Here is a 26,665-nt window from a genome sequence, read left to right on the forward strand (position 1 = left end):
TGGCGCGCTGCGGGCTGCCCTGCGGGCGGCCTCCGGCCGTCCTCGGGCACCCGCAGCGCGTCATCCGGAAGTCAGCGGATCGTCAGCGAACGCCGTACCGTGCAGCCCGACTCGATCATGCTCGACGGCACGACCGGTACGTCTGACCACGCGGTACGGCACTTGATCACACTCGCTGCTACGTCAGGTCACTTTCCCCCCGAAGGGGGTCGTCCCTTTGTCGGGGAGCGCTCCCGGACAGATCGACGTTCACGGGATTTGGCCCTGCACTGGGAGCTTGCTCGCTCGGATCAGGATCTGGGTCTGAGGGCCGCGCCGGCGGCGCGGTAATCGTCGGGCCTTTCGCGACACAAGTCAGGGTGAGGGTCGCCGAGGCAGTGGGGGTTCGGGTGGGTCCACCAGGGGAGCGCGACGAGGTCTGGTTCACCAGCCTCTACGCCGCCGAGTACGCGCACATCGTGAGGTACGGCCTCCGCCGCCTCGGTGACTCCGACGCCTCGGCGGAACTCGCCCAGGAGGTGTTCGTCGTCGCGTGGCGGCGGCGTGGCGAGGTGCCGGACCGCAGCCTGCCCTGGCTGTACGGGGTGGCCCGGCGCCTGTTGGCCAACCAGTGGCGGTCGCGCCGCGCTGCGCCCGATGTCCTGCCGATCGCGGACGCCGACCTGACGCAGGTGGCCGATCCGTCCGGTGCGGACACGACGGTCGGAATCGCCGACATCCGAGCCGCGCTGGCCACCCTCAACGACCTCGACCAGGAGGTCCTGCGGCTCGTCGGTTGGGAGGAGCTGACGGTGTCCGAGGCCGCCCAGGTCCTCGGCTGCACCCGTGCGACCGCTGCCGTGCGCCTGCACCGCGCTCGCCGCCGTCTGGCCGTGGCGATGTCGAGTCGGCCGGTCCGCACCTCCCGCCCACTGTTGGCGACCGCGCGAGAGGAGCTGTGATGTTCCCGGTGGCACGTACCCGTACCCTCATCGGCCCGGCCGACCCGGCCCGGAGCGTGACCGTCGCGCCGCCGTCGGTCGCGGCCCGCGAGCTGATCGACCGTGCCGGCGTCGTCGAGCCGGCAGCGCATCGTCGTGCGCGCCCCACCCGCCGGCTGGTCCTGACGGCCGGGACGTTGGCGGCGGCGGCCGGTGCGGTGGCCGTCCTTCGGCCGTCCGGCGAGAGCACGCCGGACGCCCCGGGTGGGTTCGGTGGCGCGGCGGGCCTGGTGCTCGTGCCGGTCGCGTACCAGTTCGACGCCGACCCACCGGCTGCCGGCCCGCGGCTGCGCGCGCTGGCCAACAAGATCAAGGACGCGGGGTACGACCACCGCAGCGGGCGCTACATGTTCCACCACACGAAGGTCTGGGGTGACCCGGTGATGAGCTCGCCCGATGACCGTCACCATGTCGCCTTCGTCGGCGAGACGAAGGTCTGGCAGGCCGCCGACGGAACCGGCAGTCAGGCCAACAGCCAGTTGGAGCCGCAGTACCCCGACGAGGAGTCCCGGGCGTACTGGCAGCGCAAACTCCCCCAGGGCCGGGGGGGTGACGATCCGTCGTTGATCCCCCTGCCGCCGATGGAGCTGTCGCCACCGCCGGCCGATCCGTCGCGACTGCGGAAACTGCTCAAGATCGAGTACGGCCCGGGGGCGGCAAGCAAGGCGGTCAGCACGCTCTATGCGCGGTACGTCATACCGCGCCCGGTCCGAGCGCAGATCCTGCGGGTCCTCGCCGACCTGCCCGGCCTTCGCTGGCGGGGGCAGGTGACCGATCGTGTTGGTCGAGCCGGTGTGGCGGTCACCTACGACGACCGGGAACACGGCGTCCAGTTCCTCCTGATCTTCGACGAGGGCACCGGTGGTCTGCTCGCCCACGAGATGCTGACGCTCGCGCCGGTACGGCTCAGCGCGTACCAGGTGATCCTCGACAGCTCCTGGACCGACCACGTCGGCTGACCGACGTTTTCTGGGGCCGCTCTCTCGGGAGCGGCCCCGTGGCGTTTTCCGGCCAGCGCTGCCAGCTGCGCGAATGCCCGTACGCATAGCAGATCAACCGTCTCGACGGGCGTTGTCCACAGGCCCCGGAGTTATCCACAGGCCACCCGGTCGACCGCGCTGAGCGGGGTCCATCGCGAGCAGGGTCGGCGGTGCATTCGATCCCGACCGCTGGAGGCCGCGATGGCACCCCGTACCTCCGTCCCGCCGATCCGACGGCTCCCACTGGTCGTCACGGCGGACGGCGACCTGCTCGATGATCTGCTCCGGCTCGCCGCCGCCGGCGGCACCGAGGTGGAACTGGCCGCCGACCCCGCTGCGGCTCGCACCCGTTGGGGGCCCGCGCCGCTGGTGCTGCTCGGCGTCGACCAGGCCCAGGCCTGCCTGCGGGCCCGCCTGCCGAAGCGGCCCCGGCTGGTGCTGGTCGGCAGGGCCGGTCAGATCGACCCCGGCTGGCAGATCGCCGAGCTGATCGGCGCCGAACACGTCGCCGCGCTGCCCGCCGCCGAGCCGTGGCTCGTGGACCGTCTGGCCGAGCACGGCCCCGACCAGCCGGACGGGCCGGGCGCGCGGGTCGTCGCGCTGTTCGGAGGCAGGGGCGGCGGCGGGGCGAGCGTGCTCGCGGGCGGGCTCGCGGTGACCGCCGCGCGAGCCCGACTGCGCACCCTGCTCATCGACGCCGACCCGCTCGGCGGTGGCCTCGACCTCGTCCTCGGCTGGGAGCAGTTGGAAGGGCTGCGCTGGCCGTCGCTCACCAGCGCGGACGGGCGGGTGGACGCGCCCGCGCTGGTCCAGGCCCTGCCCAGCCGGGGCGACCTGGTGGTGCTCTCCTGGGATCGCGGCGAGATGCTGGCACTTCCCGCCGCCGCGATGGCGGCGACCGTCGACGCCGCCCACCGTGGGCGGGACTTCGTGGTGATCGATCTGCCCCGGCAGTTCGACGACGCCGCCGTGGTCGCGTTGCAGGCTGCCGACCAGGCGTTCGTCGTCGTTCCGGCGGAGCTGCGTGCCACCGCGGCCGCCGCCCGGGTGGTGGCCGTGGCCGCACCACACTGCGACGCGCTCTCGGTGGTGGTGCGCGGGCCCGCCCCGGGCCGCCTGCGCGCGACCGAGGTGGCGCGGGCCCTCGGGCTGCCCCTCGCCGGCACGTTGCGCCCCGAGCCCGGCCTCTGCCGTGGCCTCGAACGTGGCGAGGCCCCGGCGGCGGCCGGCAAGGGCCCGCTCGCCGCCCTGTGCCAGCGGATCGTCGCGGATCTCACCGGCGCCACGACGGGTGCGGCATGAGTGGCCGGCCGGAGGACGCCACGTTCGCCGCCCGGGTACGACAGCGGATCGTCGCCGCCACCGACCCGGTCACCCCGGCGGCGATCGTGTCCGCCGTACGCGCCGAGCCGACGGCGGCGGTGCTGGGCGACACCGCCGTCCTGCGGATCGCCGATCGCGTGCACGACGATCTCGTCGGCGCGGGGCCGCTGGCATCCCTGCTGGCCGATCCGGAGGTCACCGACGTCCTGGTCAACGGTGTCCGCGTCTGGGTCGACCGGGGTGCCGGGCTGCACCAGGTGGCGGTCCCGGTGGGATCCGTCGAGGACGTCCGTCGGCTGGCACAGCGACTGATCGCCAGCGCCGGTCGGCGGCTCGATCATAAGATGCGCGGATGTATGTTCGATGCATGGACGTGCAGCTGATCGAGCGAGCTCACTGGGGTGACCTGGCGGGTATGCACTTCGCCGGCCTGGTCCGGCTGTCGTTCGAGATCAGCCCTCGGCTTGACCAGGGGCAAGGTCTCACGAACGGCTTCATGACGGGGCGCGACATCAGGGGACGCGACGAGCAGATGAAGGACTGCCGGTCGTACGTGGAGCAGCGCAACGGCCTGTACGTCTACACCTACGAGGAGCCCGACACCAGCGCCTACAAGCGCCAGCGGATGACGCTCCCGGATGGGCGCACGGTGTATCGGGTGGTCCGACCGGTGTTCGAGGGGGCGCTCGAAGATCTCAAGCGAGGGCTGTCCCCAGATGGCCAGCGACTTGATGGGCTGATCGTCTACGACATTGACCGGCTGACCAGGGATAACAGGCACCTGGAGGATTGCATCGAGGTCGTCCAGCACTTCGGGCGCCCGATCATCGACATCACGGGCACACTCGACCTGCTAACCGACAACGGCCGAACCGTTGCCCGGATCGTGGTGGCCACGTACAACAAGCAGTCGGCGGACACCGCGCGGCGTGTGAAGCGCAAGCACCACGCGCTTCAGCAGGCAGGTATCCCGGTGGGTGGCCGACGTCCGTTTGGCTGGCGGGACGACAAACGGACCCTGGTACCGGACGAGGCGGACGTCATCCGTTCCGGTGCCCGCCGGTTGCTTGAGGGGGCACCGATCAATGCAGTGGTGGCCGAGTGGAACGCGGCGGGCGTCCGGACAGCCAGTGGCCGACCCTGGATCCGAAGCACCTTCAAGGTCGTCTTCCGTAACCCTCGCCTCTGTGGCTACCGCTCCCGGAAGGTGCATGGCTACAACGAAGAATTCGGCAAGACCTACTTCAACGTCGAGATCGTCCGCAATGCGGCTGGTGAGCCTGTCATTGGACAGTGGGAACCGATCCTGACAATTGCTGAGTGGGAGGCGGTCACTGCAGTCATCGGTAGGAGCGAGCGCCACGGTCTAGACCTCAACAGCCGAAAGTACCTGCTCAGCGGCATCCTGCGCTGCGGTCGACCTACCTGCGGTTCATGGATGCGTGCCACCAAGACGACTAGGCGCCGGACGGCGCCGCCCGGCCACTTCAGCTACACGTGTCCGTCGAAGGCGGTTGGTGGTTGTGGTGGCACAGCCATCCTCGGCCAGGAGACGGACGAGCACATCGTTGAGGCAGTGATCGCCAAGTACGAGCTGGAGGCCCAGCGACGCGAGGCGGTTGCCGTACCCGATCCCTGGCCGCGGGAGCAGGAGTTCGGACAGCTGCGGCAGGACATCCAAGAGTTGACTGCGGCGTGGCGTGACCGCAAGATCTCTGCCGCTCGGTACTTCGCGCTGCTCCCGGAGCTCGAAGCCGAGGAGCAGACGCTGAGTCGCGAGCGGGAGGACTGGTTGGCCCGGCAGTACCCGGATGTTGGCCAGCCGCTGTCGCTGCGGTCAGATTGGGATGGCTTGACCCTGGCGGAGCAGCGGTCGTACATCAAGCGGGTCCTGACCTGCGTCGTTGTACTTCCTGCAGGCGGCGGGGTCCGCGGTAGGTGGAACCCAGATCGTCTGCAGCCGGTTTGGCGTACGGAATAGGGCGTGGCGCGGTGCTCGAGGTGTCGGTCAGGCCACATAGGATCGTCTCGTGCCTCCCCTGCCGTGGGACTTCGTGGTGCTTGGCGTACCGGTCTCGGTACAGGCCAGGCCAAGGAGTCGTGCCCGGTGGAAGGCGGATGTGAGCGCGGCAGCCCTTGCAGCCTGGCCGGCCGGGGGCCAGCCTCTCCAAGGCAAGCTCCAAATCCACGTCACGTGCTACCACGACAGCGCCCCACCGCTAGACGTGGACAACATGCTCAAGCCGATCCAGGACGCCCTCATCGGCATCGTGTACGTCGACGATGGGCAACTTGTGGACTGCCATGGGCATCTGCGCGACGTCAATGCTCAGTACGGAGTGAGGGGCATGACCCCCGCGCAGGCGCACGGGTTTGTCTCTAACGGCCCCTTCGTGCACATTAGGATCGAATCGCCCCCCGTCCCAGGGAGGCTGCCATGAATCCTGAACGCAGAATGAACCTCTTCAGCAGTCATCTGCAGCGAATTGTCGCCGAGTTGGAGGCAGACGGCTGGGTCGTGACGATAGATGGTCGAGGCTTGCTAGGCGCGTTGACTGCCGATTTCGTTGCGCGACGCGGTGACGAGACACTTATCGGTGAGCTTGCATCACGCGACACCGCTGAACGTGATTCGCTCGAACAATTGGCACGACTTGCTGAAAGCATTCCAAATGCTCGACTGCAGGTCTACTGGCTCGGTGACGCTATAGAAGATCTGCCTCCGCCTGTCAATGTCGAGAGGATAATTGCCGAGGCGCAGCGCGTCTTGCCCATCTCTGCGTCGGCGAGTCTATTGATGGCTTGGGCCGGTTTTGAGGCAGCGGTCTCGCACCTTTCATCACGGCTGAAGCTGCAAGAACTGCAGACTGGTGCATCGCCATGGCATGCTGTGACCAACTTGTACAGCCTGGGCCATGTTGATGAGACCGACTTCAAGAGACTCAGTGAGCTATGGCGCGTACGGAACGACATTGCTCATCGGGGCAGCCCAGTTAGTCCTTCCGATGAAGACATCTTATTTGTGCTTGATGTAGCACGACGAATGTTGGCTGGGCAGTACGTCTCCGTGGATGACATGGTCGAGTGGTTTCTTGATCGCTACGAAGATCCGGTGAATCAACTCCCGTACGACGGGGCAGAGGGTGGCTATCAGTATCAAGGCGATGGGCCTTACGATGCGGACGATGTGCTTCGGGAGGCGTTCCCGCAGTGTTCAGAGCAGGCGCTCGGCGAGGCAGCCCACTTGCTAAACGGTATGTCCACTGAATGGATTTTGAAGCGCGACGAACAGTGATAGCGTGCTAGAATTTTACATTGCATCGCTATCTGGCTCAGGCTCAGGCTCAGGCTTTGCTGACAGTTCGGTGAGCCGTTGATTGCTATCGTGAGTGCCCAGCTCGTCGCCCCTTGTGGTGGTCCTCGTCCGCAGAATAGCGCATACTTGAAGCCAGAGAGCTTCACTCCATAGTGGCGCGTTTGCGGCTTGGTGCTTGCCCCAGGCGGAGGCTGACTGGAAAGGTTCTTTGGCCAATTCATCGATTCTCCCCTGCTGGCGGCTCGATTTTGACGGCAACGCTGACGGCAACGAGGCCTAACAACCACTGCTTCAAGCGACCTTCAACGTAGCTCCTGACAGAGGTCAAACGCCCAGCCTCGAAGGGCAACTTTTGAGCTCCAAAACCGGGTGTCGCAGGTTCGAGTCCTGTCTCCCCTGCCAGAGAAGAAGAGCACAATGAAGTTATCGGAAAGTAGGTTTGACGGCAGTAATTGACGGCAACGGCAGAATTGGTGTCGCGGAGAAACATCCGTTCGACTCCCTCCAATGCTTCACGCCTACTTTCCAGGCTGTCGTGTTGGTAGATTTCCTGCGTCACCGCGATGCTGGAATGCCCAAGAATCAGCTGCGCGTCCCGCGCTGGTACTCCTAAATCCTTCAGGAGTGTCGCCGTAGTATGTCGCAGGTCATGCAGTCGAATGACTCGGATGCCTTGCTGTTCGCAGATCCTTCGGAAGGATCGCCGTAGGTTCCTGGGCTCAATCGGCAGGCCACTTCGCGTGCTGGTGACCAACTGCTGCTCCGGGTCACCACCCAGCCAGCCGTCCCCGGCCGCCTCTTTGCAGGCCTGTTGATGCAGCCGCTGGGCGACCAGCAAGCTGTGAGTCATGTCCAGCAGGGGCAGATCCCGTCGCCCTGCCTTAGTCTTCAATGGCCCACGACGCAGCTCGCCAGCGACGCGTTGCAACTGCTGGCGGATGCGTAGCACCTTGTCGGCCTGATCGACGTCGCACCAGCGCAAGCCAAGCACCTCGCCGCGCCGCAAGCCGTACAACAGCAGCAGGTTAAAGGCCAGGCACAAGGGATCGTCTCGGGCGGCCTCCATGAAGCGCCGGGCCTCATCGCTGGTCCACGGCTGGATATCCGGACGCTCCCACTTCGCAAGCTCAACCAGTCGCGCGACGTTGCGGACGAGTAGCTCCTCACGGCAAGCGCGAGTCAAGGCAGCGCTGAGCACCTCGCGAATGATCTGTACGTTCCGAAGCGAGCGGCCGGCCGCCAGCTGTTGGTTGAGGAAGGTCTGCACCATCGGTACCGAGAGACGGCTCAGCGGCTGCGTACCGAGTCCGGGCTTGAGGTACAGCCGGACGACCAGCTCGTAGCGCTCGTAGGTAGTCGGCCGTCGGCTGCTCTGAACTACCTCAGCCAGCCAGTAGTCCAGCCAGTCGCCGAGCTGCCAGTTCCGATCCGGCACCGGGATGCCCTGCTGGGCACGAAGCTTAGCTTCATTGAGTTTGGCATGGACCTCTTCCCGGGTCCGGCCGTAGATCCGTACACGCTTCCGGAGGCCCTTGGTGGTCACGAAGTAGGCCGCCGCCTCGTACCGGCCGTCCTTCCGGCGGTAGATCGAGCCTTCGCCGTTGGCGTTCCGGCCCACGTTAGGCGCCCCCCTGCACGCGTAGCTTCTCGATGAGGCCAGTCACGGCGTCCACCGGCACGCGCCGGCTGCGACCGATGCGGATGGTCGCGAGCTGGTGGGTCCGGATCAACTGGTAGAGCGCCCACCTACTGACACGGAGTGCAGCGCATGCTTCGGGGACCGTCAACAGGAGTTGCTTGGCGGCACTGGTGGCCTGGAGGTGGTCTCTGCCGCTGGCCGGATCACTTCCGGCGAATCCAAGCGAGCGGCAATGCAGGACGGTGCTGAAGCGGCCTTCGTGGCGGCGTCGCGTTGTGTCCCAGGTCTGGGGACGGCCTCCCCGCGAGCGCCGGGTCGGCCGGGGTGCTGGAGTCTCAATTTGGTATTTCATACATCCTCCTTTCTTAAACACGGGTAAATCGTGGCGGATCCACCTCTCGGAAGAAGTAGCTCGCGGGCTTATCTTTGTCGGGATCAACGAATCCCAGGCTGGACAGTCGAATCTGCATGGCATCCTCGGAGACGCCAAACTGCCCGGCTAGCTCACCGAGTCCTTGGATTCCGAGATGCCAGGCTTTGGTGACGAGCCGGCCGGGCATCAGCAAGTGGGCGGCGAAGTGATCACAGATGCCTTCGATTCGCCGGCCACGCAACTCGTCGTTGCCATAGCCGATTCTGGCGTAGGCGGTATCGACTGCGGGGCAATCGATGACGTGCTTGATCTCGTGGGCCAGGGTATAGCGGCGGTGTGTGAAGCTGGTGTTCTTGTTGACGGCCACCAGGTAGGTCAACTGCTGGTTCCAGCGGGTAAGACCGCTGGCCGGGCGCCCAGCGAGCCGCTCGATCTCGTGCGCCGGCAGTACCTGAAGCGTCAGGTTGGGTACGTGTTCCACCCAGTCGAAGGGCATCTTGGCGGTCCGCACGCCGAGCAACTCGCGCAGACGGGCGGCCTGGCGCTCGGCGACGGTCAAGGCCTGCCCGTAGGTCAATGGCCCCTTAGGGATGTATGTGCGTAACTGCAGCAGTAGCTTGCTGGGAACAATAAGGCGTGTCGTCATTCCTCGTACCTCCTTTTAACTTCTTTGCATTCACCTCTTTCCCCAGCCTGAGAGCGTGCACCGTGATGACGTGCGGGATGCAATTTGCAATTCACGTACGACGGCTGACTGAGTGGTCACCCTCCACATAAGCATATTCTAAAAGAAATTAGGCGGAATGGTGATTGCTTGGGGTGTAGTGAAATGTGCAACGTAGGCTCCTCACTCGCGAAGGCTCCGCGCAAGTTCTTCGGGCGCCTGCTCCTGTCGCACGACCATGAACAGCTGATCGGCCGGCGGTGGGAGAGCGCGCAACAATGCGGCGACGTCAGCCCGCCGTCGGTCATCCGGCACGGTCAGCAGGACACGCGGCATGTCAGAGTCGTCAGGACCTCGGTCACCGCGGTCCACCAGATCAAGGTAGGTCGCGAGCTTCCGGCGTAGCGTCGGCAGGCTCTCCGTTGCTCGGTCGACCTCCACCGCGTAGGCGTCTTGCACGTCGCCGAACCGAACGACTACGTACGCGTCCGGCTTGATCCACCCACCCAGGCCATCCGACCACCAGGACGCCGGTTCGGCGCGGTAGTCGGCGAGGGCAAGACGCCCTGCCTCCATCAGCTCGGTCAGCGCGACGAACAATTCGCTGATCGCCAGACTGTGACTGAGGAAGCGCTCGGTCGGTGTCTGCGGTTGCCGGACTCGTGGGGCGTGGACTCGATCTTCGGCGAGGAGGTAGCCCAGTCGCTGTCCGGCCGCTGTCAGAGCGAAGACCAACCCGGCAGAACCTGCGCGCGCACCCCCAATCCGTCGTCCGAGGGTCGTCAGCAACTGCAGGCTGACCAGTCGGGCAAGCACTCGCCGTCGGCTGCGGTCGCGGTGCGTGGGGTCCAGATTGGTGAAGTGCAGGCGCGTGAGCTGTGCCCCAGTCAGGACTCGTACCCGCGCCACGTCGCGCAGGATGGCCCTGTCCCGCTCGCTCAGGCTCTCGGCAAGCCGCTCCACCGCCGCCCAGGTCATTCGGTGCTCACGCATGACCGCCTCCTCCGTCTGCGGTCATATTTCGATGGCACTGTGCACCCGAACGAGCCTCTTGGCCTGCGGTGGAGGTCATTGCTGCTCGACGCGATCGGTCGAGCGAGCGGACGACCGATCGGGCGGTCATGAGCCCTCTCCTGGCGCGGTCGAGTCCCTTCGAGTACGGCCGAAGGGCTTGGCGGTGCCACGCTCGACCGGTCGACTTGAGGTATCGGTCGTAGCTGGCGGGCGGGCGCGAGATCGTAGGGCGTCCTCGACGGCGGCCCGAGCGGAGCCGTAACGGTGCCGACTGGTTCGAGCAAGGCTCTGACCGTCCCGTATCGCCGGCGGCAAGGGCACGGTGCGTCCGGTCAAAGGCGCGAGCCGCTCCCCGTTGACGCATGGCCGAACCGCCATCTCGAAGGCCGGCAGATTCATGAGATCGTCGGCACGGAGTCGAGGCTCGAAGGATTTAGCGAGCGTAGCCGCGTCGTCCCGTAGGCACTGAAAGACGATCTGGCTACGTACGGTGCCAAGCAGTGCGGCTTTGACCTGCTTGTTATCGATCTGCCCCAGGTGCTGGTGCGCGAGCGTGAAGCCGACTCCAAGGCCGCGGGCCTGGGCCAGCATGTCGGCCAGGTCGACGGGCAGCTTGAGTACGTCCTGCGCCTCATCGATATAGACAAATATGGGGTGTCGCGCTTCGGCGGGCAGTCGGACGCGAGCCAGCGCCGCCTGCCAGACAGTCGCAAGCAGCAGCGTGCCGAGTAGGCCAGAGGTCTCGGCGCCGAGCGTGCCCTTGCTGAGGGGCACGAGTAGCACCTTGCGGTCGGCCAGCACCTGCGAGAGGTCGAGGCCGTTGCTTTGACCGAGCATCAGGCGGAGTGGCGTGCGCAGAACCGCCGCTCGGAGCTTGTTGAGGATCGGGCCAATGGTCTTCAGGCGATCGGCCGGCTTCATCGCCTGGTACCACTGCCAGAAGGATTGGAGCCCGGCTGGCACCCCGGGCTGCGCGATGACAGACCGCCGCAGGGCGTTATCGGTCAATAGGTTGACCGTCTCGACGAGTGTGAAGGCTGACCCGTCAGCAGCTCTGGTGTTGATCAACGTGAGAAGCGCGCCGCGGAGGATGTCCTCAGTCCGGGGGCCCCAGAAGTCCTTGTACAGCTCATGCCAAATGTGGATGACGTGGTCGACGACGAGTTCGCGGCTGTGTTCGTCGTGAGCAGCTTGCAGGACGTTAAGCCCGACTGACGGTTCGGCAGCCGGATCGAGCACGATCACGTCCTGAGCCCGATGCTCGGGCACCCGGTCCAGGATGTCAGTGCATAGGTCGCCTTTGGGGTCTAGGACGATCACACCGTGTCCGTCGGCGATGTCCTGTACCACCATGTTGGCGAGCAAGGTCGACTTTCCGACCCCGGTCGGCCCCACGGCATGCAGGTGCTGCAATCGGTCGATCGGTGCGAGGCGTAGCGGCTGGTGCAAGCTCGGGTAGTTGGTATGGCCGATCTGCACTCCATGCTTTGGCATGCCGGGTGGTGGTGGCAGTTGACGAGCAATACCAAGCGACAGTCCGGGCAGTGCGACGTCGCCGACTGGCAGCGGTAGAAGCGCCGCGGCTTCGCGGCTGTTGATCAGTAAGGGCCAGTTCAATGCCGGGACGGTCAGCTGGCGAAGGCGAGCCCCGGCCCAGGCCGACCACAGCCACCATCTCCGGATGAGTTGGACGCCGCTGGCGTTGAGGGTGTGATGGGGACCCCAGGCGCGGCTGAACAGGGCTAAGGCCGCCGCCTTCGATGATGCTTTGACACCCACCCGCAGTGTGGCGTGGAGCAACAGGCCGTCTGCCTGCTTGAGGCGGGCCGCCCGGATCGCTTCCCCGTCGGTCAGGTCGTCGGCTGCGAGCCAGGCTGGCAGCTCACCGCGGTTGCGCCCCGCAGCGGACGCGATGGGCGCCAACGTGCCCGAGCTGGTGAAGATCCACTGGATGAGGATGGCCTGCCCGACCCCAACTGGCTGCAGTGCCGCGAGCAGCGCACGGCTGGCTGCCGCAGCGCGCTCGTGAGCAAGTGGCCGGCGATGGGTTGTGAGCAGGGCCTCGGCTGCGACTGTGCAATACGGCCGGCGGTCGAAGTAGTCGGACTGCGGTGTCATCCGCACGCCTGGCAGGGCGGCTTGGAGGCCACGGAGAAACTTGTCCTTGGTTTGCTTCGGTAGCAGCAGGAAGTGCGCGATGCCTCGGGGGCTACCTATCACTTCAAGCGCGATCGGCGGCATCGGTACGAGCGACAGTCGCGGGCGGTACGTGGCGGCCGCGACTGAGTCGAGCCAGGCTGCAATGTCGTCGACCTGGAGGCCGACGGGAAGATGCAGCTCCGTGGCGATGAGTGACCGGCGCCAGCTGCGCCCATCCGTGTAGCGAGCAGCCACGATGATCCCCGGTATGGCTAGTCCGGCGAGTGCGAGCAGCAAGAGCGTCATGCGGCGGTCCCGGCGCGTTGCACAGGTTGGCCTGGGATCGGGTGTTGGTGGTGAAGGTTCATAGACCTTCCTTTCCTTCGTTAGGTTGCGTCGACCAAGGGGTGGCCTGGCGAGACTGCGAATCGCCTCGCCAGGCCGGCTCCCGCTACATTGGCCCCTATTTGTCCTTATGCCGAGGTCGAGCGATGCCGTCAAGCCGTAGAAAAAACAACGGCAGCGCTAACGGCGGTGGGGATCGCTGCTCCAGTCGGCCCCGGGTCCAGGTGGGCTTAAGGGCCCGACACTTGCGGCGTCAGCGCTCGTCGGCTCGGCTCGGTCGCAAGCTGAAGCGCCATGGATCGGTGAAGGCCAAGGGCAGCAGTACGGCCTTCTGATCGGGGAAACGCTGACCGTCGTGCAGCCAGATGAAGGCCGCATTCTGCCCGCGGGTCTCGCTGGTCAGTGCCAAGCGGGCCAGCGGGGTGTACATGCGGCTGTGTTTCACCCAGGCTGCTTCCTCGCCGTGACGGTCAAAGCCCCGTCCGATGCTGGCATGCCCAAAGAAGTCGTGCACCGCGCGGAACTGGTCGTTCTCCTCGTCGCTCAGGAAGGGGTGACTCGCTCCGCTGCCAGCGGTGGCGAGGATGCGCAGACGGCGGCGCGTCTCTAGGTCGTCGATCATGGCGGAAGCGTCTGCGTAGGGGTCCCTGTTGGACCGTTTGACGCGGATACCCGCCCCGCCGTCAGCCACGGGACGGGTTAAGAAGGCGAACTGCTCGGCGGTCTCCTGACGAAACGCGCGGTAGGCCGCCAACGCCGAGTCGTCAGTGCGAGGCGCGGCAGCCCACAGCGCAGCGATACGTTGGCCTCGCTCTGGACAGGCCACGATCCGGTGATAGTCCACCGTCGGCGTAGGCAGGAAGCCGTAGCTGGACATGTAGAGGTCGGCGCCAGCGTGGGCGACAGCTGCCGAACGCAACGACGGGCTCGCAATGCCATCCGGCTGGTGGACGCAGTAGGCGCCGCAGACGGTGCTGGGCTTTTGCTGAGCTTCGTGCAAGACATCTTGACTCCTCAGTCAGGTATGGCGACCGGTGCGAAGCCTCCCCAGGCGCACCGGCACTGATCAGTTGCTGGGGCGCTTCCGGCGGCGTTGCTCGGCGTGCAGCTCGCGGCGCAAGGCCTCAAGCGCTGCTTCGCGGAGACGCTGGGCGACTGCTGGCCACTTGCCGACGAGGCGGCGACGTCCCTTTCTGGGCATGGGGTATCCACATCTCCTTGCCAGATTGGTGCGGCGAATTGCCGCGAATGTTCCGAAGAAAGTGCTCCGAGCTGCGTTCAGGTGCCCATGAGCGTTAGCGCCGCCTGAGTACGAACCAGAAGATGGCAGCGAGCAGGACCAGGACAACGAGCGTCGGCACCAGCGGCTCGAGCAACTCGGCGGCAACTCGTGAGGCCAAGGCGACCACCAGCACGAGTACCAGCGCTTGAAGGAGCTTCTGGCCCCACGACCCAGGCGAGGGCGAGTGGCTCACCGCGCCGAGCCGCTGCCGGTAGCCCGCCTGATCTGCCACTCTGCCTGCCGGACCTGGCCGCGGATGTCGGCGCTGGCTGCGCGCAGCTGTTCCGCGCAGTCGTGGCTGGGCAGCAGGTCGGCCCGGAGTTCGTCCTTCAGCCACTGGTACAGCCGACCGAGGACGAAGCCGCAGCACAGCGTGAACAGCGGGACGAGGACGTCCATCAGCCGATCTCGCTGGTGAAGCGGCCGACACGGCGAGCGAGACCGACGACCGTCATGTTGACGATGGCAGCGACGGCATCGGCAGCATCGGGGTTGCTGTGTTCGACCTGGTTCTGCAGACGCTTCAGGTACTCGACCTCCGAGATGGCGTATTCGGAGACGGCAGAGATGGCTCGCATCGTGGCCTGCTCCAGCCGGGTCTCAGAGGTGACCTGCCGTAGCGCCCGCACGTCGCGCCAGCTGGCGGCCTGACTGCTGGCACGCCGAACGATTTCGTGACCGGACATGTTGTCCCACGCTCCCTGTCTTCGCCGCTGCCTCGGTGACAGCGGGCTACGTAGAGACGACCATCGGTCGACCCCTGTAGCGTGTTTTGGGAACGGATTGGGAAAGTCGATCATGGGAGTCGCATGAACGACCGTCAGCCGGACCTCGTCGGCGATCTGATGTACCTGCGTAAGGACGCAGGATGCACCAGGGAGCGTTTCGCGAATGCGAGCGCCGTTATAGATGTGGTCGGTGGTCGGGGGTTGCCCTTAGAGACGGCCTTCGAGCGCTTCCGCTCGGCCGTGTACTCCCTAAAGGACATCCCGCAGGGACCGGCGCTCTGGGCGGCCTACAACCTGACTGGCGAGGCCAGCGGCGACTTGGGCGACCGGCGCGTGGCCTACGGCAAGTCGATCGGCCGGAAGTTGGACGCCGTGCGGGACTGGGAGAGCCGGGCGATCGACGTCCTGGCGCTACGGCTCACCTCGCGGTTCTACGCCGGAGCGCCCACCCCAGCCGACTTCCCCGTTCCGCACGGCGGCTTCCTGATCCGTGACCTTGAGGTTGTCTGCATCATCAAGGATCGACGGTTTGTCGAGTCGCGCCAGCGGCGAGTCGTCATTTCGTTGGTCGAAGGAGCTGCAACCTTCGACTACGGAACGTACAGCCCCACGGAGCTCTCGGATGTCGTCGGTGCCGAGCTGGAGTTTTCACGCCGGCTGCCGGGCGGCACGATCCACCGTTTGAAGCTTCAGGACCCGGTAGCTATCGGTGAGCTGCACCAATTCAGTTTCCGTGAGCGTGTGCCGGAGGGCGAAGACGACCACCAGACGCCGCCCAAAATGGACTTCAGCGGTCAAACGTTCGAGAGTCCGACGCTTGCGTACCGAGTCGGGGTTCAGTTCATCGGCGAGCAGCCAGAAGTTGTATGGGGATACGACAAGCTCAACCGGATTGCCCGCCCGGGCGAGCCGGACGAGAGCAATCAAATAGCTGTCGAAGAGGGTAAGTTGTCCGCTGAGTTTTTCCAGTGTTACGGTGGCCTGGCATCCGGAGTCGCATGGCGTTGGTGCGGCTGAAGGTCCGTGACCTTTCCTCAGTACAACAAATGAAGCCCCGCCCTCAGGCGGGCGAGGCATTCTACTAGGGTGTATTAGTGCTCATCAGCCGGCGGAGCTAAATGGATAGCTAGGCAGCCTCAGCAATTCTCCCGAGCTCTCCGGCGATGGCCTCTGATATTGGAAGCGCCAGATCTTCCTCTAGCCAACCATACTGCCCGTTCGGGTTGCACTCCAGAAATACGACTTCGCCGTCGGGCCGTTCAATCAAATCGAAGGCTCCAAATCCTATACCCATCTCTTGCAGGTATTGGATGCATAGCTCTCCGACTCCGTCAGGAAGCTCTTCTGACTTGAACTGGACAGCGAGAGATTCTTGGTGGATTCTCCAGTCGTCTTTCGCGGAGCTTTCCGTATAGATCGCAGCGGGAAAGACTTGCTGGCCCACTACCGTGACTCTCCATTCGCGGGCCTTCGGAATGTATGGCTGGTATAGGCCAGGGAATGGCGAAGTGTACGCCGCCAACTCGGTTGCCTTTTGCCGATTCAGGATAGTCGTCGGCATTGCCTTGATTTGATTTTCATCGCTGATTACGCCTCGCATCATCTTTACAATCATTAGGGACTGCTGACTGGGGAGCAGAGTGGATATCAGCGACTTCCAGTCGCTACCTACCATCGTTTGGGGAACTGAGAAACCAACCTGACGTGCTATGAGCAATTGCTGTAGCTTCCTGTCGGCATGGGCTATATTCCCGGGTGCGCTAAGCCAAATACCTTCCGGGTACAAGGAAGGCCAGATGGTGTCATGTAGGGCTCTGACCTCGTTGTTCATGTAAAGTTGTTTGGCTAGCTGAGAGTCCGCGTCGGCGAGGCTGAAACTGCCGACCTTCCTGTACCACGCGGCGCTCAGATCTTCCGATGCGATTGAGACGCCATTGTAAGTAATCGAAGGCGTCTCTCCACTCAGGTTGACCTGTAGCTTGTCCTCGCCCGAAAGTAGGCGATCGGTCTTGTATACCACTACGGGATAACCTTGGCGCTCAAGCAACTTGCTCACAGGGCCGTAAGCGTGCTCGTCGAAGCTGGCAGAAGCTATCAAGACGGGCTTTTTCATTAGACCGATAATCCTCTCAAGTGGGCAGGCTATTCGAGTGATCCGTGCGCAAACTCACGGTATTCCTGCTCCGTGGGATACCGTTGATCACTCTCTTCGGTATAGGGCCGCAATGGGGGCCTGTCTGGTACGCCGTCCGTGAGGTCAATTGGATGCTGTGACCTGCCAAGCCCATATACCGCTCGGTGGTCGTTCATGCGCTTGAAGTCCTCAACGGGCGGCAAGAAGAACTTGCCATCCTCGCCAAGCATCCACTGAGTGCCGAAGATCTGCCTCTTTCCGTCAAGTATTCGAAGCCTATCGGTCAGAGATGGAATTGCTTCGTTGTAAACACTCTCCGGGTCCGCTCTGTAGCATTCCTCAAATGCCTGTAAGATCCTCCGCATGGCATCCAGCTTGGCGTGAAGAGCGAGAACCGATAGGGCTTGAGCCCCATCCGCGCCGATATTCGCTACTGTTGGCACTCCGATCTCATCCAGTATGGCTAGGCCCCTTTCGACGCGGTCTTGACTGTGTCGAACGAACTGCTGCCGGATATGCTGCGCGCCAGTATCGTTCCGCGAATGGCGATACGCTCTCGAGCAAGCTCTAACCTCACGCTGATCTTCCTTCAGCAGTGCAAGCAGTTCCTTTCTGTGGTGAGGGTACCTATATTCAGTTGTCATATTTAGCTGGGTTATGCGTATTTAATTGTAGGCAAAGTCATATCTATTGTAAATAGGGTGCTGGGCAAACGAGAGCACGCCTATGTGCTGCACATGGCTGCAGCACATAGGCGTGCCTGAGGGTCACTGGTCGTCGGCGTCGCCCGCAGCAACGGTCGACTGGTTGGAGCGGGAAGGTCCAACCCCGCGAGCAGCGTCGGCGAGGGCCTCCAAAACGCTGATCCGCCTGGTCCTGCCACCCGCAGTGCCGTCGTCTCCCTGTGCCGGAGGCAGCTGCTGTTCGTTCATCTCTTCACCTCCTTCAGGTATTAGGCGATCGTCATTTGGTCTTGCCCGGATCATCCTGCCGGAATCCCACAACTTCCGGAGCCTGCATATGGGGCACTTTCTCGAGACGGCTTGGTGAACTACCTACTGGCCTGCATCTATGGGACTCCACAGTCGGTGACTCCTGACCACGCCTATATCTAGTACGAGCGGGTCGTGACGGTCCCTGATGGACTCGCCGTGAGTCACCGGCTTCGGATGAGGTAGCAGGGAAACCGACCGACCATCGCTGTACCGCCGAGGTCCTCCGAGCCGTGACGCTGAGAAGCGGTGCGTGCGAGGCGCGGCCCGCATCGCCCCACTTTGCGCAACGGCGACCCAACCCGCACTATCGCTGACGAGTCACACCGGTACGTAGCCCGTCGGAACCTTCGCACCCGGTGAGAGAGTCTCGGTCGCCTTGCTGCCATGATTCCCAAGGGTTCTCACGTAGCTATGACCTTTATATGGTCCACTTTGAAAGCTGGCTCGGCGGCCTCGCCCAGGCGGCTAGATATGGCCGATCGGGCGGGTGCCGGGGGTCAAATCCCATATCTGCTAAGCCAGATGGTCGATTCAACGCACGAGAATGCAACGTGTAGCCTCCGTCACATGACGTGTCCTCGTTGCGCTAGGGACGACAGCAAGGTGCTGGACAGCCGGCGGTGTCAGGGAGAGATCGTCCGGAGGCGAGCCTGTCAGGCCTGCGGTCACCGCTTCACGACGGCCGAACGGATCACTGCCGAGTACATGCAGGTAAGGAAGCGTGATGGCAGTGTGGAGGCATTCTCCCGCGCTAAGTTGTCACGAGGGATCATGAAGGCTGCGGGCGGTCGCAAGGTCTCGCCGGCCGACCTCAAGACCTACGTCGATCGGGTTGTTCAGGTTCTCAAGCCCGATGCTCCTAACGTGCCGGTACTCAGCAGTGACATTGGGGACCTTGTACTGCAGTACCTGCAGAAGGATGCACATACGGAAGTTTTACGTGTCCGCTACGCCATGGTCTTGCGGGGCCGAGCTGGTGCTAGTGGTGCCATTCGGTCCACTAAAGAATTCCTTGCATGGCTCGCGGAAGAGTATGGCGACCAGCAAGTCTCAGTAACCGGTAGCGCATCGGTGGTTTTGAAACGTGATGGCAAACGCGAAGCATTCCAACCAGAGAAACTTGCCAGGAGTATTGGAATTGCCTCAAAGGGGCGCGGCGGCGATGAGCAAGTGCGGCACATTGCCGGGCAGATTGCTTCGAGTGTTCGAGACAGCCTCCGCGGGCAGGTTCTTGTCTCGACTGGCCAGATAGCGGCTGAAACCCTAAAGGCCTTGCTGCAGTGGGATGCTCTGGCTTATTTGCGATATGCCTCGGTTGTGAAACGTTACGAATCAGTGACCGATTTCTGGGCAGAAGCATCTGAATTGCCGGACTGACGTCAGGCTTGCAGTCGGCCAGCCCGGCTCATCACATACCCAACGCCCCCGCCCGTACCAGCTGCACCCAAGCGTGACGGTAGTCCTCGCACCGTGACACCTTGCAGATCGGACAGATTCCGCTTATGGGGCTGTTGGTGTGCTGCTCCAGCATCTTCCAGTAGTACGTCACCAGCTCAAGTGACAGTTCCTGGGGCTCGTCAACAGACGGATCAGACACGGGGCTTTGCCGCCGCGCTGGTGGAAGTCCGATGGGAGCTGGCGTCGGGGCAGGCCAAGCGCTGCCCGCACTCCCGGCACCACATCAGCGACCGCTTGAACGTGAGCATCCCGGCCAGCCAACCAACGAAGGCGATGGCGAGCAGGCCTGGCAGCGCCACATAGGTGGACATGATTTACCTTCTCCCTGGTCGTAGCGCAGCAGCCCGCAGCCCTGCCCGCTGGACAAAAATCTCCCGCTTCTCGATCGCCTCGCCAGTCGGGTTGAGCGAGTAGCCGTGCAGCCAGAGCCAGCCGTCGTAGGTCGGCCGCGGATCAACGCGGATCACCCGGAAGATCAGCTCGTTGACGGTGAACTGGACACTGGCCTCCCGACCAATCAGCAGCACGTCACCCGGCCTTGGCTGGTTGTGCATCTGTTCCATCGGTTGCTCGCATCCGGGATCGGTATGGTCGCGTCTCCTGTTGGTGGGAGGCGGGCCTTGCCGGGTGCACCGCCTCCCACCGGCCCTCCGGATGCGGCTCCGAGAGGGCACCGGGGCAGATGAGTGGATGCGCCGCGACCGCAAGTCGTGTGTCACGCATCCGGCGGGGGAACCTCTGCCCCGGTGCCGCTTCCGAAGCTAGGTGTAACCGGGTGGTTGACGGAACGAAGTTGCTCAGGTTTTCTAGGTAGAGCATCCATCGCGCATGCTCGATGTGAGCGAACATGCTGCAAGGCATCGTGATCAGGCATGCAGCAAACCGAAGCAAACAATCAACAGGAGGAGGACGGATGGAACTACGATTTCTTGGCAAGGAGACACAGGGCGGTGGTTCACCGACCCTGTTTGCAACCGACCGCGACACCTACGTGGTGCAGGGCTGGAGGGTCCCGGACGAAGAGGCCAGCGTGGAGATTCCACAGCGGCTGCTCCAGTACCTGGAGCCGGAGACGCGACTGGCCGTGCCCCTCCGTGACACCGGCCGGGGCAGCTACATACTGTCCGGGGTTGTCGTGGTCGACGCCGAAGCGCTGGCCCAGTTGGACATCCCTGGTCACGAGACGTGCGTAGAGGTCGGCAGGTCACCGGGAGGGGACGCACATGAGGCTGTTCGCGGGTGACGCCTTTGATGACCTGTTCCGGACGTTCTCCCGGACCGCCTTCCACCTGGAGGTGCAGGACACCTACGAGACGCCTGAGGAGAGCGAACCCCTCAAGCTGTTTCTAGAGGGCAAGCCGGATGACTTCGACTGGCACCAGTCGTGGCTACGACTGGTAGAGGAAGCCACCAGGGCTGGCCGCAGAGTTACCCGCGCCCGGGTGGTGACGGTTCCGCACGTTGACTACACGCGCTGGGGCCTGGCGGTCGCAGAGTTGAACATCGCCGCCGGCGAAGACATCCGCTGGCTGCCGCGCCACCACGCCGAGGGCATCGAGCTACCGCCAGATGACTTCTGGCTGTTCGACGATGAGCGGGTGGTGTTTACGGTCTTCGAGCCCAGCGGACAGTTCGTCGGGGGAGCGGAGACGACTGACCGGCACATAGTCGAGCGCTGCCGCAGTGTCCACCAACAGGTTTGGCAGCGGGCAGTACCACACGCGGCCTACGTCGCCACCTGAGCAGCTCCCCTTGTCAGCATCGGTCCACCAGGCCCGTGAGTCACTTGGACATCGGCTCCGTGACTTGCGGCAGGACGCTGGGCTAACTGGCAGGCAGCTCGCACTGCTCGCCGGTTGGCCCAGCTCCAAGGTTTCCAAGATTGAATACGGCAAGCAGACGCCGACCGAGGACGATCTCCGCGCGTGGGGTCAGCATTGCCAGGTCCCCGACCAGGTGCCCGACCTCATCGCCACGGTGCGGAACATCGAGGCGATGTACGTGGAGTGGCGCCGGATGCTCCGCACCGGCACCAAGCGGCGACAGGAAACCTCGCGCACCATCGAGAGCGAGACGCGGCTCTTCCGGTGGTACGAACCAGTGTTGGTGCCTGGCATCCTGCATACGGCTGAGTACGCCGCCGCGGTGATGGCTCGGGTGATCGAGTTCTATCAGATCCCCGACGACCTGGAGGCAGGCGTCGCGGTGCGGATGGAGCGGCAACAGATCCTGTACCACGGCATCCATCGCTTCCACTTCGTCCTGGCTGAGCAGGCGCTACGGACGATGGTGGGTGACACCAGTGTGATGATCGGGCAGCTTGATCGGCTGTTGACAGTGCTGTCCCTGCCTCGGGTGCGGCTCGGCATCTTGCCCGCGACGCACCAGTACCGGGTGCCCAGCAACCAGTTCATCATATTCGATGACCGCCTGGTGCACGTCGAGGCCGTGACTGCTGAGCTGGCGGTCACTCAACCCCGGGAGATTGCTCTGTATTCAAAGGCCTTCCAGGGCTTGGCGGACGGGGCGATGTACGGCAACGCGGGAAGGAAACTGATCCTTCAATCCCTGCAGGTCTTAGGCGGCGGCGAGCGAGACGGTGTCGCAAGGAGCTTCGCTGGTAACCCGTCGAACGCGGCCGGAACCTCACCGGTTACGACCACGGCTCACGTTCACGGCGTCGAAGCAAACCCACGAGAGACGTAGCCTAGCGCACCACCCTCTCAGGGGCTCTGTCGTCGACTCGCGGCAATGCACCGCGTCCCGGCGCTGGGATCTTGGAAAGGAAAACGCACCCGACTCGAATAGCTACAACCACGACGGCGAGCAGCACGAAAGTATTTCTGCCCCCGAGCTCATCAAGTAGGGCGACGGCGAACAGGTAGCAGACGGGTCGTAGCGCGATCGAGCCCAGCCAGTCGTAGGATGAGACCCTCGAAAGGACGTTCTGTTTTAGATTTGCTTGAAGAGCGGTGTTCCAAAGCGACTCGGGAAACGAGACGGCGCTCCCGAACAATACTGCAGCTGCAATAATGAGCGGCGTGGGCGCGTTCAGCGCGATCGCCGCTGGCAGGCATGCCTGTGACATCTCGACAAACTTGGAAATCACTAGCGGGCGCCGCGCGGAGAAACGTACAGAGAGTAGGTCACCTATAATCATTCCGATGCTCATGGCGGAGATCACGCCGCCCCATGCTGCTGGCCCTCTACCATGCTCAATCGTCATTGCTGGGCCGAGTACCGTAATAAGAGCCACTGCCAGGTTGCCAACCATGAAGGATGTAATGCCGGACCAGACCCACGTGCGGCTGACAACCTCTGAAAACCCCTCCCGCAGCTCCTTAAAGAATCCCATCTGCGCAACGTCGGACATGTTTCCTGCCAGGTTCTTCAACCTCGTGAGCAGGTATGCGCTGGCCAGGAAGGTCAGGCCGTCGATCAGGAGCGCCAAGCCTGCCAGGTCGCCGACCACCAACAGGCTGGCAAGCAGCGGCCCGATACTCATCGAGACGCTTCGGCTGAGCGAGAGTAGGCCGTTGGCCTGCTGCCGGTGCTCAAGCGGCACCGTCTGAGCAGTCAAGCCGTTGACACTCGGAAAGTAGAAAGCCAATGCAGTGCCCGTGGCGAATTGGGCAACCGTTGCGAGCTCCAGATGGAATGTTTTGGTAATTAGCATGGCGCCGACTATGAGTTGCGCAACAGCACATACAAGGTTGCACACCACCATTACCCGCTGCCGTGGCAGTCGGTCAGCAACGACACCACCGATCAGCAGGAAGATCACTGTCGGTGCGGTGCGCGCTGCAAGCAAGATGCCGACGTCGCGTACCGATCCGGTGAGATGCAACACGCCGAGCGACAAGGCCACGGGACTTATCGCGCTTCCAAACTCCGAGGTCACTTGAGCAGCCAGTTGGTAGCGGAACTGACCAATTTTTAGGACACCGAAACTGTTGCGCAGCAACCCACTTGAACGGCGATGTTTGTGATGCCCCACAGCGGACAACCTCGTTCCTTCCACGGTCCGTACCGATACGAGCCGCCCACGGGAGCCTAGGTGAGGGGACTGGTTGGCGACACCCCCCGCCGGCGCTCGGGCCCGAGGCGACAGCACCGGCCGCGCCGCCGATGGTCGAAAATCTTCGCCCAAAGCCGCTCCAGCGGTTGTCTTGGCCATGCCCGGCATCCGTGGCGCGGGCGATCGTGCAGGCCACATGCGCGATGATCTAGTTCGTATCCCCGAGATGGCGAGCTCTGGTGGCCCAAGTCGGCCACGGTCCACGATCAGCTGGCTGTCGTCGCATGACCTGCTGGGTCGCAGCCACCACAGGGGGCAGTGCTGATCCATGTGCCGATTCGCCTGCGCCCGCCCCCGCGATTGCTATGAGACCGTTGCTTGATGATCGCGTTTGGCGGTTGCCTCGCCGCGTCGTACGAGGTCAGCGGTAATTGCACGCGCACGCTGGGCCTGCCACGGTGCCGCAGAGACCCCTGCCGCAGCGCCCTACATCACCGGGCAACGCCGCCAGTCCGGCTGGCACACCGCTGTGACGCTTAAGGACGCCCACCCGAACCGTCGCCCCCAGCCGCAGACCCCCGCAGCACCATCCGCGTTTGCCTCGCCCCGTAACTCACCTGGTGCGCCTGGCGCGGCAGGCTGCTTGGCCATCCGCGACCAACACACACCACGTACACCGTTGCCGGTGGACCCCCGCCAGCAGCTACGCACGCTCACCCCTACCCCTGAACACCCCCCGCTGCACAATGAAGCACCTTCCTGGACCGGACACGCATCGCTCATCGCGCGAGCGGCCAAACCCTGGCGAGACCAGCAAGAACGCCGGTCAGGTTCACGGCGCCCTTTTGGCCACCAGCGACTCGACGGCCGGTGACCGCGGTGAATGAAGATGTAGACGCACCGCAACTGCCCGCATATCTGGCCAGCGGGCCGGCTCCATGGCACCAGGACTACCCTGTTTGGAACATCCGAGGTATCTTGTCCGGGCTGTCTAGTCTGGACTGCACGTCAACTGTCGGTTCCAAACGACGTCACCACGGGGGTGTGACGACAATGGGTTCGTTTGCATGCTTGCGCTCGGCCGCGAAGACCTCTACTTCCTTGGGAAAGCTGGGTCGGGCCGGAGGTTCGAACATCGTAGGCCGCGGCAGGGAACGGCCCCAAGTGACCACGGGCGTCGTGTGAGCGGGAAAAAAATGCCTGCGATTGGCTGCCCTGTCGGGCCGAGGTTCTTCTGTTGGTGTCAGGTTGAGGAGAATTCTGCCTCGCCGCTTTCGTCGATGTCCGATGAATCCCGCGAGAATCAGGGAAAAATGTGGCGTCCGAGCGTCGCCGAAGCCGAGGCGCCGACAAGCGGAAACACCGCCCTGTTCTATCCTATCCGCCGTATAACGCGCTTTCTGCCCGCGCAAACCACTATTTGATCCGCGTGAGTCAAAGTTCTGAAATGCAAAGGTCGTGGACGTTTCTACGACCTTTGAAGGTCATCGTCGCGTTGCCGGTCATCGCGACCGAGAGGGAGCTACATCATGGACGTCACAACTTCCTGCAAGCGTAGCGCTATTCATAACCTTCGAATTGATGCCGGTGGGCCCAACCACGAATCGACGGACAGTAAAGGCATCGACGAGGGCTTGGCTCTGCCTGAGTCGCTTCGCGTGGCGAGCGACCTCGTAATTGGCGAGGCCGTTATCGTAGCTCGAATTAACGGAGATAATCGGCAAAACCGCGTCCGCACGTTTGTCTCCCCGACGACGAGCGAGAGGGTCGAGGTCCGAGGAAGCCTAGGCCACTTTCTTTCACAAGGCGATTTGGTTTGCGTTATCTCGGAGACTCGCCTAGATGCGGCGGCCCAACGGCTACACCGATCGGGTGACCTTCACATCGTTGATTACGGAATTGTTCCCGGTCAAGGTTTCGAGGGCGGGACGCTGAAGCATGAACGCCTGGGTCGGGCAGACGAGGTTGCGGAATTGACCTCCGAGATGTCCGTCCTGAGGGAGTCCTTGATGCCGCGGATAATGCTTAACAGCCTTATTACTGACCTAGTTGTCAATGACACCAACGAGAACTGTCTTCTAGGAAGCGCGGAGATTCCGGGAATACTGATGGACCAAGTGGGCATGACTCGGCACACCATGGTGACAGTATTCAATGCGTCGGCTGGTGGATGTACGGATACCTATGCCGTGCCGATGCCGCCTGGGGTCGTCATGACCACAGGCGCAATGGCCGGTTTTGCACCACTTGGTACGCGAGTTCATGTTGCTTCCTTCGCCGTAGCTGATGCAACCCTGCCCGCAGCGATTGTCCAGACGGACGGTAGCAGCGCGATTTAGTCGCATTACTAGACCGTCTTGGAACCGCTGCCGCGACGGGAGCTCACTAACGTGGCTTAGTTCGTGAGAGGGAGGGATTAAATTGCCAGCGCTTGAGTCTGACCACCAGGATCTTGGCAATCGGCTTGGAGTAAATTCGATTGAGGTTCGGGATGCTGAGGAGGTTACCTTCCTTGGCAGTGACTGGAGCTTACTCCCAAGCGTGTACCCCATGCATAAATTCAGGTCGACCACTTTCTTCTGGGAGTGCCTGAAGGAAATCAGCGGGATTTCGGACTTCCTGGAAGTCGGGTGCGGTTCAGGTGCAGTATCAATCCTTGCAGTTGAGACGGGAATGTGTCTTAAGGCAACCGCTATTGACATAAACAAGAATGCTGTTGCGAATACAGTTTTGAATGCGCGGCGCCGGGGGGTTGAAAGTAAGGTCCGCGCATTGGAGAGCGACCTTTTCGATTCGTTAGTCCGGGGGGAAAAATTCGACTTGATATTTTGGAATTCGAGTGGCGTCCTGGTAGAGGAGGGAGCTTCTCTTACTGACCACGAGCGCTCGTTCTTCGACCCAGGTTACGCAAGCCATAGTCGGTATTTTGCAGAGGGCCCCCGTCATTTGATGCCAGCCGGACGCTTGATGCTCGGGTTCTGCGGCAAAGGGGACATACAGCTCCTAGAGCATAAGGCGGCCGAGGAAGGCCTCTCAATGCGGATACTGGCCGAAGACGAAGGCGGAAAGCACCCACACTGGTTGCTGGAATTCTGTTCTACCGGCTCCCGATAGGCAGAAAGCGGTGGGACTGCGTTATCCGCAGGCTTTTGAGAAAGCTGGAGAGGAGACTGCACGTGTGGAGCGGCATGAATGCTTTCAGCGAACTTGAGCTCATCGACGGACGACGAGCAGCCCTCCCTTGATGGTATCAATGCACCTGCCTTTTAGAAGCGGA

General features: G+C 63.3%; 26 protein-coding genes and 1 pseudogene. 14 read left to right on the forward strand and 13 right to left on the reverse strand.

Annotation, left to right across the window (positions count from 1 at the left end; all coding sequences use genetic code 11):
* Positions 1-389: 389 nt before the first annotated feature.
* The 7 genes and pseudogenes from ABZV06_RS03050 to ABZV06_RS03080 all read left to right on the forward strand — a co-directional run bounded on the left by ABZV06_RS03050 (position 390) and on the right by ABZV06_RS03080 (position 6,578).
* Entirely contained in the window at positions 390-941 is a 552-nt protein-coding gene (locus ABZV06_RS03050; RefSeq protein WP_355618103.1) for a sigma-70 family RNA polymerase sigma factor, read from the forward strand.
* Positions 941-1,939: a CU044_5270 family protein gene (locus tag ABZV06_RS03055; protein ID WP_355618105.1), complete on the forward strand. Its 999-nt coding sequence runs from the start codon at positions 941-943 to the stop codon at positions 1,937-1,939. Before ABZV06_RS03050 ends, ABZV06_RS03055 begins: the two co-directional genes overlap by 1 nt.
* A 222-nt stretch (positions 1,940-2,161) precedes the next feature.
* Positions 2,162-3,262: a septum site-determining protein Ssd gene (gene ssd / locus ABZV06_RS03060; RefSeq protein WP_355235531.1), complete on the forward strand. Its 1,101-nt coding sequence runs from the start codon at positions 2,162-2,164 to the stop codon at positions 3,260-3,262.
* Positions 3,259-3,621, forward strand: a pseudogene (locus ABZV06_RS03065) (pilus assembly protein CpaF); the annotation flags it as partial. The gene ssd and the pseudogene ABZV06_RS03065, both read left to right, overlap by 4 nt.
* A 29-nt stretch (positions 3,622-3,650) precedes the next feature.
* Positions 3,651-5,264: a recombinase family protein gene (locus ABZV06_RS03070; protein ID WP_355618108.1), complete on the forward strand. Its 1,614-nt coding sequence runs from the start codon at positions 3,651-3,653 to the stop codon at positions 5,262-5,264.
* A gap of 76 nt (positions 5,265-5,340) precedes the next feature.
* Positions 5,341-5,724, forward strand: coding sequence for a RusA family crossover junction endodeoxyribonuclease (locus ABZV06_RS03075; protein ID WP_355618399.1), 384 nt, complete (start codon positions 5,341-5,343; stop codon positions 5,722-5,724).
* Positions 5,721-6,578 (forward strand): hypothetical protein, encoded by an 858-nt coding sequence (locus tag ABZV06_RS03080; protein ID WP_355618111.1) that lies wholly within the window; start codon positions 5,721-5,723, stop codon positions 6,576-6,578. Before ABZV06_RS03075 ends, ABZV06_RS03080 begins: the two co-directional genes overlap by 4 nt.
* Before the next feature lie 238 nt (positions 6,579-6,816).
* Here ABZV06_RS03080 and ABZV06_RS03085 read toward each other — a convergent pair whose 3' ends face one another.
* From ABZV06_RS03085 to ABZV06_RS03120, 8 genes are all read right to left on the reverse strand, one after another.
* A complete protein-coding gene (locus ABZV06_RS03085) occupies positions 6,817-8,217 on the reverse strand; it encodes a site-specific integrase (protein WP_355618113.1) in 1,401 nt (466 codons plus the stop codon).
* A gap of 1 nt (position 8,218) precedes the next feature.
* Complete coding sequence (locus ABZV06_RS03090) at positions 8,219-8,713, reverse strand: helix-turn-helix domain-containing protein (protein WP_355618116.1); 495 nt, start codon at positions 8,711-8,713, stop codon at positions 8,219-8,221.
* Positions 8,604-9,257, reverse strand: a complete 654-nt coding sequence (locus ABZV06_RS03095) for an ImmA/IrrE family metallo-endopeptidase (RefSeq protein WP_355618119.1) — start codon at positions 9,255-9,257, stop codon at positions 8,604-8,606. Before ABZV06_RS03095 ends, ABZV06_RS03090 begins: the two co-directional genes overlap by 110 nt.
* Positions 9,258-9,458: 201 nt before the next feature.
* The gene (locus tag ABZV06_RS03100; protein ID WP_355618122.1) at positions 9,459-10,268 is read right to left on the reverse strand and encodes a replication-relaxation family protein; all 810 of its coding nucleotides are present in this window, start codon (positions 10,266-10,268) and stop codon (positions 9,459-9,461) included.
* 126 nt (positions 10,269-10,394) lie between these two features.
* Positions 10,395-12,734 (reverse strand): type IV secretion system DNA-binding domain-containing protein, encoded by a 2,340-nt coding sequence (locus tag ABZV06_RS03105; RefSeq protein ID WP_355618125.1) that lies wholly within the window; start codon positions 12,732-12,734, stop codon positions 10,395-10,397.
* A gap of 292 nt (positions 12,735-13,026) precedes the next feature.
* Entirely contained in the window at positions 13,027-13,773 is a 747-nt protein-coding gene (locus tag ABZV06_RS03110) for a hypothetical protein (protein WP_355618128.1), read from the reverse strand.
* A 471-nt stretch (positions 13,774-14,244) separates the two neighbouring features.
* Positions 14,245-14,454 (reverse strand): hypothetical protein, encoded by a 210-nt coding sequence (locus ABZV06_RS03115; protein ID WP_355618131.1) that lies wholly within the window; start codon positions 14,452-14,454, stop codon positions 14,245-14,247.
* Positions 14,454-14,741, reverse strand: coding sequence for a hypothetical protein (locus ABZV06_RS03120; RefSeq protein ID WP_355618134.1), 288 nt, complete (start codon positions 14,739-14,741; stop codon positions 14,454-14,456). Before ABZV06_RS03120 ends, ABZV06_RS03115 begins: the two co-directional genes overlap by 1 nt.
* A 123-nt stretch (positions 14,742-14,864) precedes the next feature.
* Between ABZV06_RS03120 and ABZV06_RS03125 the strand changes: the two genes are divergently transcribed.
* Positions 14,865-15,800 (forward strand): hypothetical protein, encoded by a 936-nt coding sequence (locus ABZV06_RS03125; RefSeq protein WP_355618137.1) that lies wholly within the window; start codon positions 14,865-14,867, stop codon positions 15,798-15,800.
* Between the two features lie 109 nt (positions 15,801-15,909).
* Here ABZV06_RS03125 and ABZV06_RS03130 read toward each other — a convergent pair whose 3' ends face one another.
* The gene (locus ABZV06_RS03130; protein WP_355618140.1) at positions 15,910-16,896 is read right to left on the reverse strand and encodes a hypothetical protein; all 987 of its coding nucleotides are present in this window, start codon (positions 16,894-16,896) and stop codon (positions 15,910-15,912) included.
* A 29-nt stretch (positions 16,897-16,925) separates the two neighbouring features.
* Positions 16,926-17,561 carry a hypothetical protein gene (locus ABZV06_RS03135; RefSeq protein WP_355618143.1) on the reverse strand — a complete coding sequence of 212 codons (636 nt, stop codon included), beginning with the start codon at positions 17,559-17,561 and terminating at the stop codon, positions 16,926-16,928.
* Between the two features lie 1,056 nt (positions 17,562-18,617).
* On the opposite strand from ABZV06_RS03135, the gene ABZV06_RS03140 reads away from it, so the two are divergent.
* Positions 18,618-19,289, forward strand: a complete 672-nt coding sequence (locus ABZV06_RS03140) for an ATP cone domain-containing protein (RefSeq protein ID WP_355618402.1) — start codon at positions 18,618-18,620, stop codon at positions 19,287-19,289.
* A gap of 212 nt (positions 19,290-19,501) precedes the next feature.
* Here the strand turns inward: ABZV06_RS03140 and ABZV06_RS03145 are convergent, their stop codons facing one another.
* Together ABZV06_RS03145 and ABZV06_RS03150 are read right to left on the reverse strand one after the other, a co-directional pair.
* Positions 19,502-19,681 (reverse strand): hypothetical protein, encoded by a 180-nt coding sequence (locus tag ABZV06_RS03145; RefSeq protein ID WP_355618146.1) that lies wholly within the window; start codon positions 19,679-19,681, stop codon positions 19,502-19,504.
* A gap of 3 nt (positions 19,682-19,684) precedes the next feature.
* Complete coding sequence (locus tag ABZV06_RS03150) at positions 19,685-19,933, reverse strand: hypothetical protein (RefSeq protein WP_355618149.1); 249 nt, start codon at positions 19,931-19,933, stop codon at positions 19,685-19,687.
* Between the two features lie 350 nt (positions 19,934-20,283).
* Here ABZV06_RS03150 and ABZV06_RS03155 point away from each other — a divergent pair, with 350 nt between their 5' ends.
* From ABZV06_RS03155 to ABZV06_RS03165, 3 genes are read left to right on the forward strand one after another with little or no spacing between them, the layout of a single operon-like run.
* Positions 20,284-20,613, forward strand: coding sequence for a hypothetical protein (locus tag ABZV06_RS03155; RefSeq protein WP_355618152.1), 330 nt, complete (start codon positions 20,284-20,286; stop codon positions 20,611-20,613).
* A complete protein-coding gene (locus tag ABZV06_RS03160; RefSeq protein ID WP_355618155.1) occupies positions 20,594-21,112 on the forward strand; it encodes a DUF6879 family protein in 519 nt (172 codons plus the stop codon). The genes ABZV06_RS03155 and ABZV06_RS03160 overlap by 20 nt, the downstream gene beginning before the upstream one ends.
* On the forward strand, positions 21,054-22,076 hold the full coding sequence (locus ABZV06_RS03165) for a helix-turn-helix transcriptional regulator (protein ID WP_355618158.1): 1,023 nt from the start codon (positions 21,054-21,056) through the stop codon (positions 22,074-22,076). The genes ABZV06_RS03160 and ABZV06_RS03165 overlap by 59 nt, the downstream gene beginning before the upstream one ends.
* Before the next feature lies 1 nt (position 22,077).
* Here ABZV06_RS03165 and ABZV06_RS03170 read toward each other — a convergent pair whose 3' ends face one another.
* Positions 22,078-23,367 carry an MFS transporter gene (locus ABZV06_RS03170; RefSeq protein ID WP_355618161.1) on the reverse strand — a complete coding sequence of 430 codons (1,290 nt, stop codon included), beginning with the start codon at positions 23,365-23,367 and terminating at the stop codon, positions 22,078-22,080.
* A 1,550-nt stretch (positions 23,368-24,917) separates the two neighbouring features.
* Here ABZV06_RS03170 and ABZV06_RS03175 point away from each other — a divergent pair.
* A complete protein-coding gene (locus ABZV06_RS03175; protein ID WP_355618164.1) occupies positions 24,918-25,727 on the forward strand; it encodes an aspartate 1-decarboxylase in 810 nt (269 codons plus the stop codon).
* Between the two features lie 82 nt (positions 25,728-25,809).
* A complete protein-coding gene (locus ABZV06_RS03180; RefSeq protein ID WP_355618167.1) occupies positions 25,810-26,502 on the forward strand; it encodes a methyltransferase in 693 nt (230 codons plus the stop codon).
* Positions 26,503-26,665: the final 163 nt, after the last annotated feature.

It is taken from the genome of Micromonospora sp. NPDC005172 (genome assembly GCF_040608555.1).
In the GTDB taxonomy this organism is placed as follows: domain Bacteria; phylum Actinomycetota; class Actinomycetes; order Mycobacteriales; family Micromonosporaceae; genus Micromonospora.

What these genes read in the sequence shown, in the direction of transcription:
- ABZV06_RS03055 (WP_355618105.1), top strand. Translation starts at nt 941, where the DNA reads ATGTTCCCGGTGGCACGTACCCGTACCCTCATCGGCCCGGCCGACCCG.
- ssd (WP_355235531.1), top strand. Translation starts at nt 2,162, where the DNA reads ATGGCACCCCGTACCTCCGTCCCGCCGATCCGACGGCTCCCACTGGTC.
- ABZV06_RS03070 (WP_355618108.1), top strand. Translation starts at nt 3,651, where the DNA reads ATGGACGTGCAGCTGATCGAGCGAGCTCACTGGGGTGACCTGGCGGGT.
- ABZV06_RS03080 (WP_355618111.1), top strand. Translation starts at nt 5,721, where the DNA reads ATGAATCCTGAACGCAGAATGAACCTCTTCAGCAGTCATCTGCAGCGA.
- ABZV06_RS03090 (WP_355618116.1), bottom strand. Translation starts at nt 8,713, where the DNA reads ATGCCATGCAGATTCGACTGTCCAGCCTGGGATTCGTTGATCCCGACA.
- ABZV06_RS03095 (WP_355618119.1), bottom strand. Translation starts at nt 9,257, where the DNA reads ATGACGACACGCCTTATTGTTCCCAGCAAGCTACTGCTGCAGTTACGC.
- ABZV06_RS03100 (WP_355618122.1), bottom strand. Translation starts at nt 10,268, where the DNA reads ATGCGTGAGCACCGAATGACCTGGGCGGCGGTGGAGCGGCTTGCCGAG.
- ABZV06_RS03105 (WP_355618125.1), bottom strand. Translation starts at nt 12,734, where the DNA reads ATGACGCTCTTGCTGCTCGCACTCGCCGGACTAGCCATACCGGGGATC.
- ABZV06_RS03115 (WP_355618131.1), bottom strand. Translation starts at nt 14,454, where the DNA reads ATGGACGTCCTCGTCCCGCTGTTCACGCTGTGCTGCGGCTTCGTCCTC.
- ABZV06_RS03120 (WP_355618134.1), bottom strand. Translation starts at nt 14,741, where the DNA reads ATGTCCGGTCACGAAATCGTTCGGCGTGCCAGCAGTCAGGCCGCCAGC.
- ABZV06_RS03125 (WP_355618137.1), top strand. Translation starts at nt 14,865, where the DNA reads ATGAACGACCGTCAGCCGGACCTCGTCGGCGATCTGATGTACCTGCGT.
- ABZV06_RS03130 (WP_355618140.1), bottom strand. Translation starts at nt 16,896, where the DNA reads ATGAAAAAGCCCGTCTTGATAGCTTCTGCCAGCTTCGACGAGCACGCT.
- ABZV06_RS03135 (WP_355618143.1), bottom strand. Translation starts at nt 17,561, where the DNA reads ATGACAACTGAATATAGGTACCCTCACCACAGAAAGGAACTGCTTGCA.
- ABZV06_RS03140 (WP_355618402.1), top strand. Translation starts at nt 18,618, where the DNA reads ATGCAGGTAAGGAAGCGTGATGGCAGTGTGGAGGCATTCTCCCGCGCT.
- ABZV06_RS03145 (WP_355618146.1), bottom strand. Translation starts at nt 19,681, where the DNA reads ATGTCCACCTATGTGGCGCTGCCAGGCCTGCTCGCCATCGCCTTCGTT.
- ABZV06_RS03150 (WP_355618149.1), bottom strand. Translation starts at nt 19,933, where the DNA reads ATGGAACAGATGCACAACCAGCCAAGGCCGGGTGACGTGCTGCTGATT.
- ABZV06_RS03155 (WP_355618152.1), top strand. Translation starts at nt 20,284, where the DNA reads ATGGAACTACGATTTCTTGGCAAGGAGACACAGGGCGGTGGTTCACCG.
- ABZV06_RS03160 (WP_355618155.1), top strand. Translation starts at nt 20,594, where the DNA reads ATGAGGCTGTTCGCGGGTGACGCCTTTGATGACCTGTTCCGGACGTTC.
- ABZV06_RS03175 (WP_355618164.1), top strand. Translation starts at nt 24,918, where the DNA reads ATGGACGTCACAACTTCCTGCAAGCGTAGCGCTATTCATAACCTTCGA.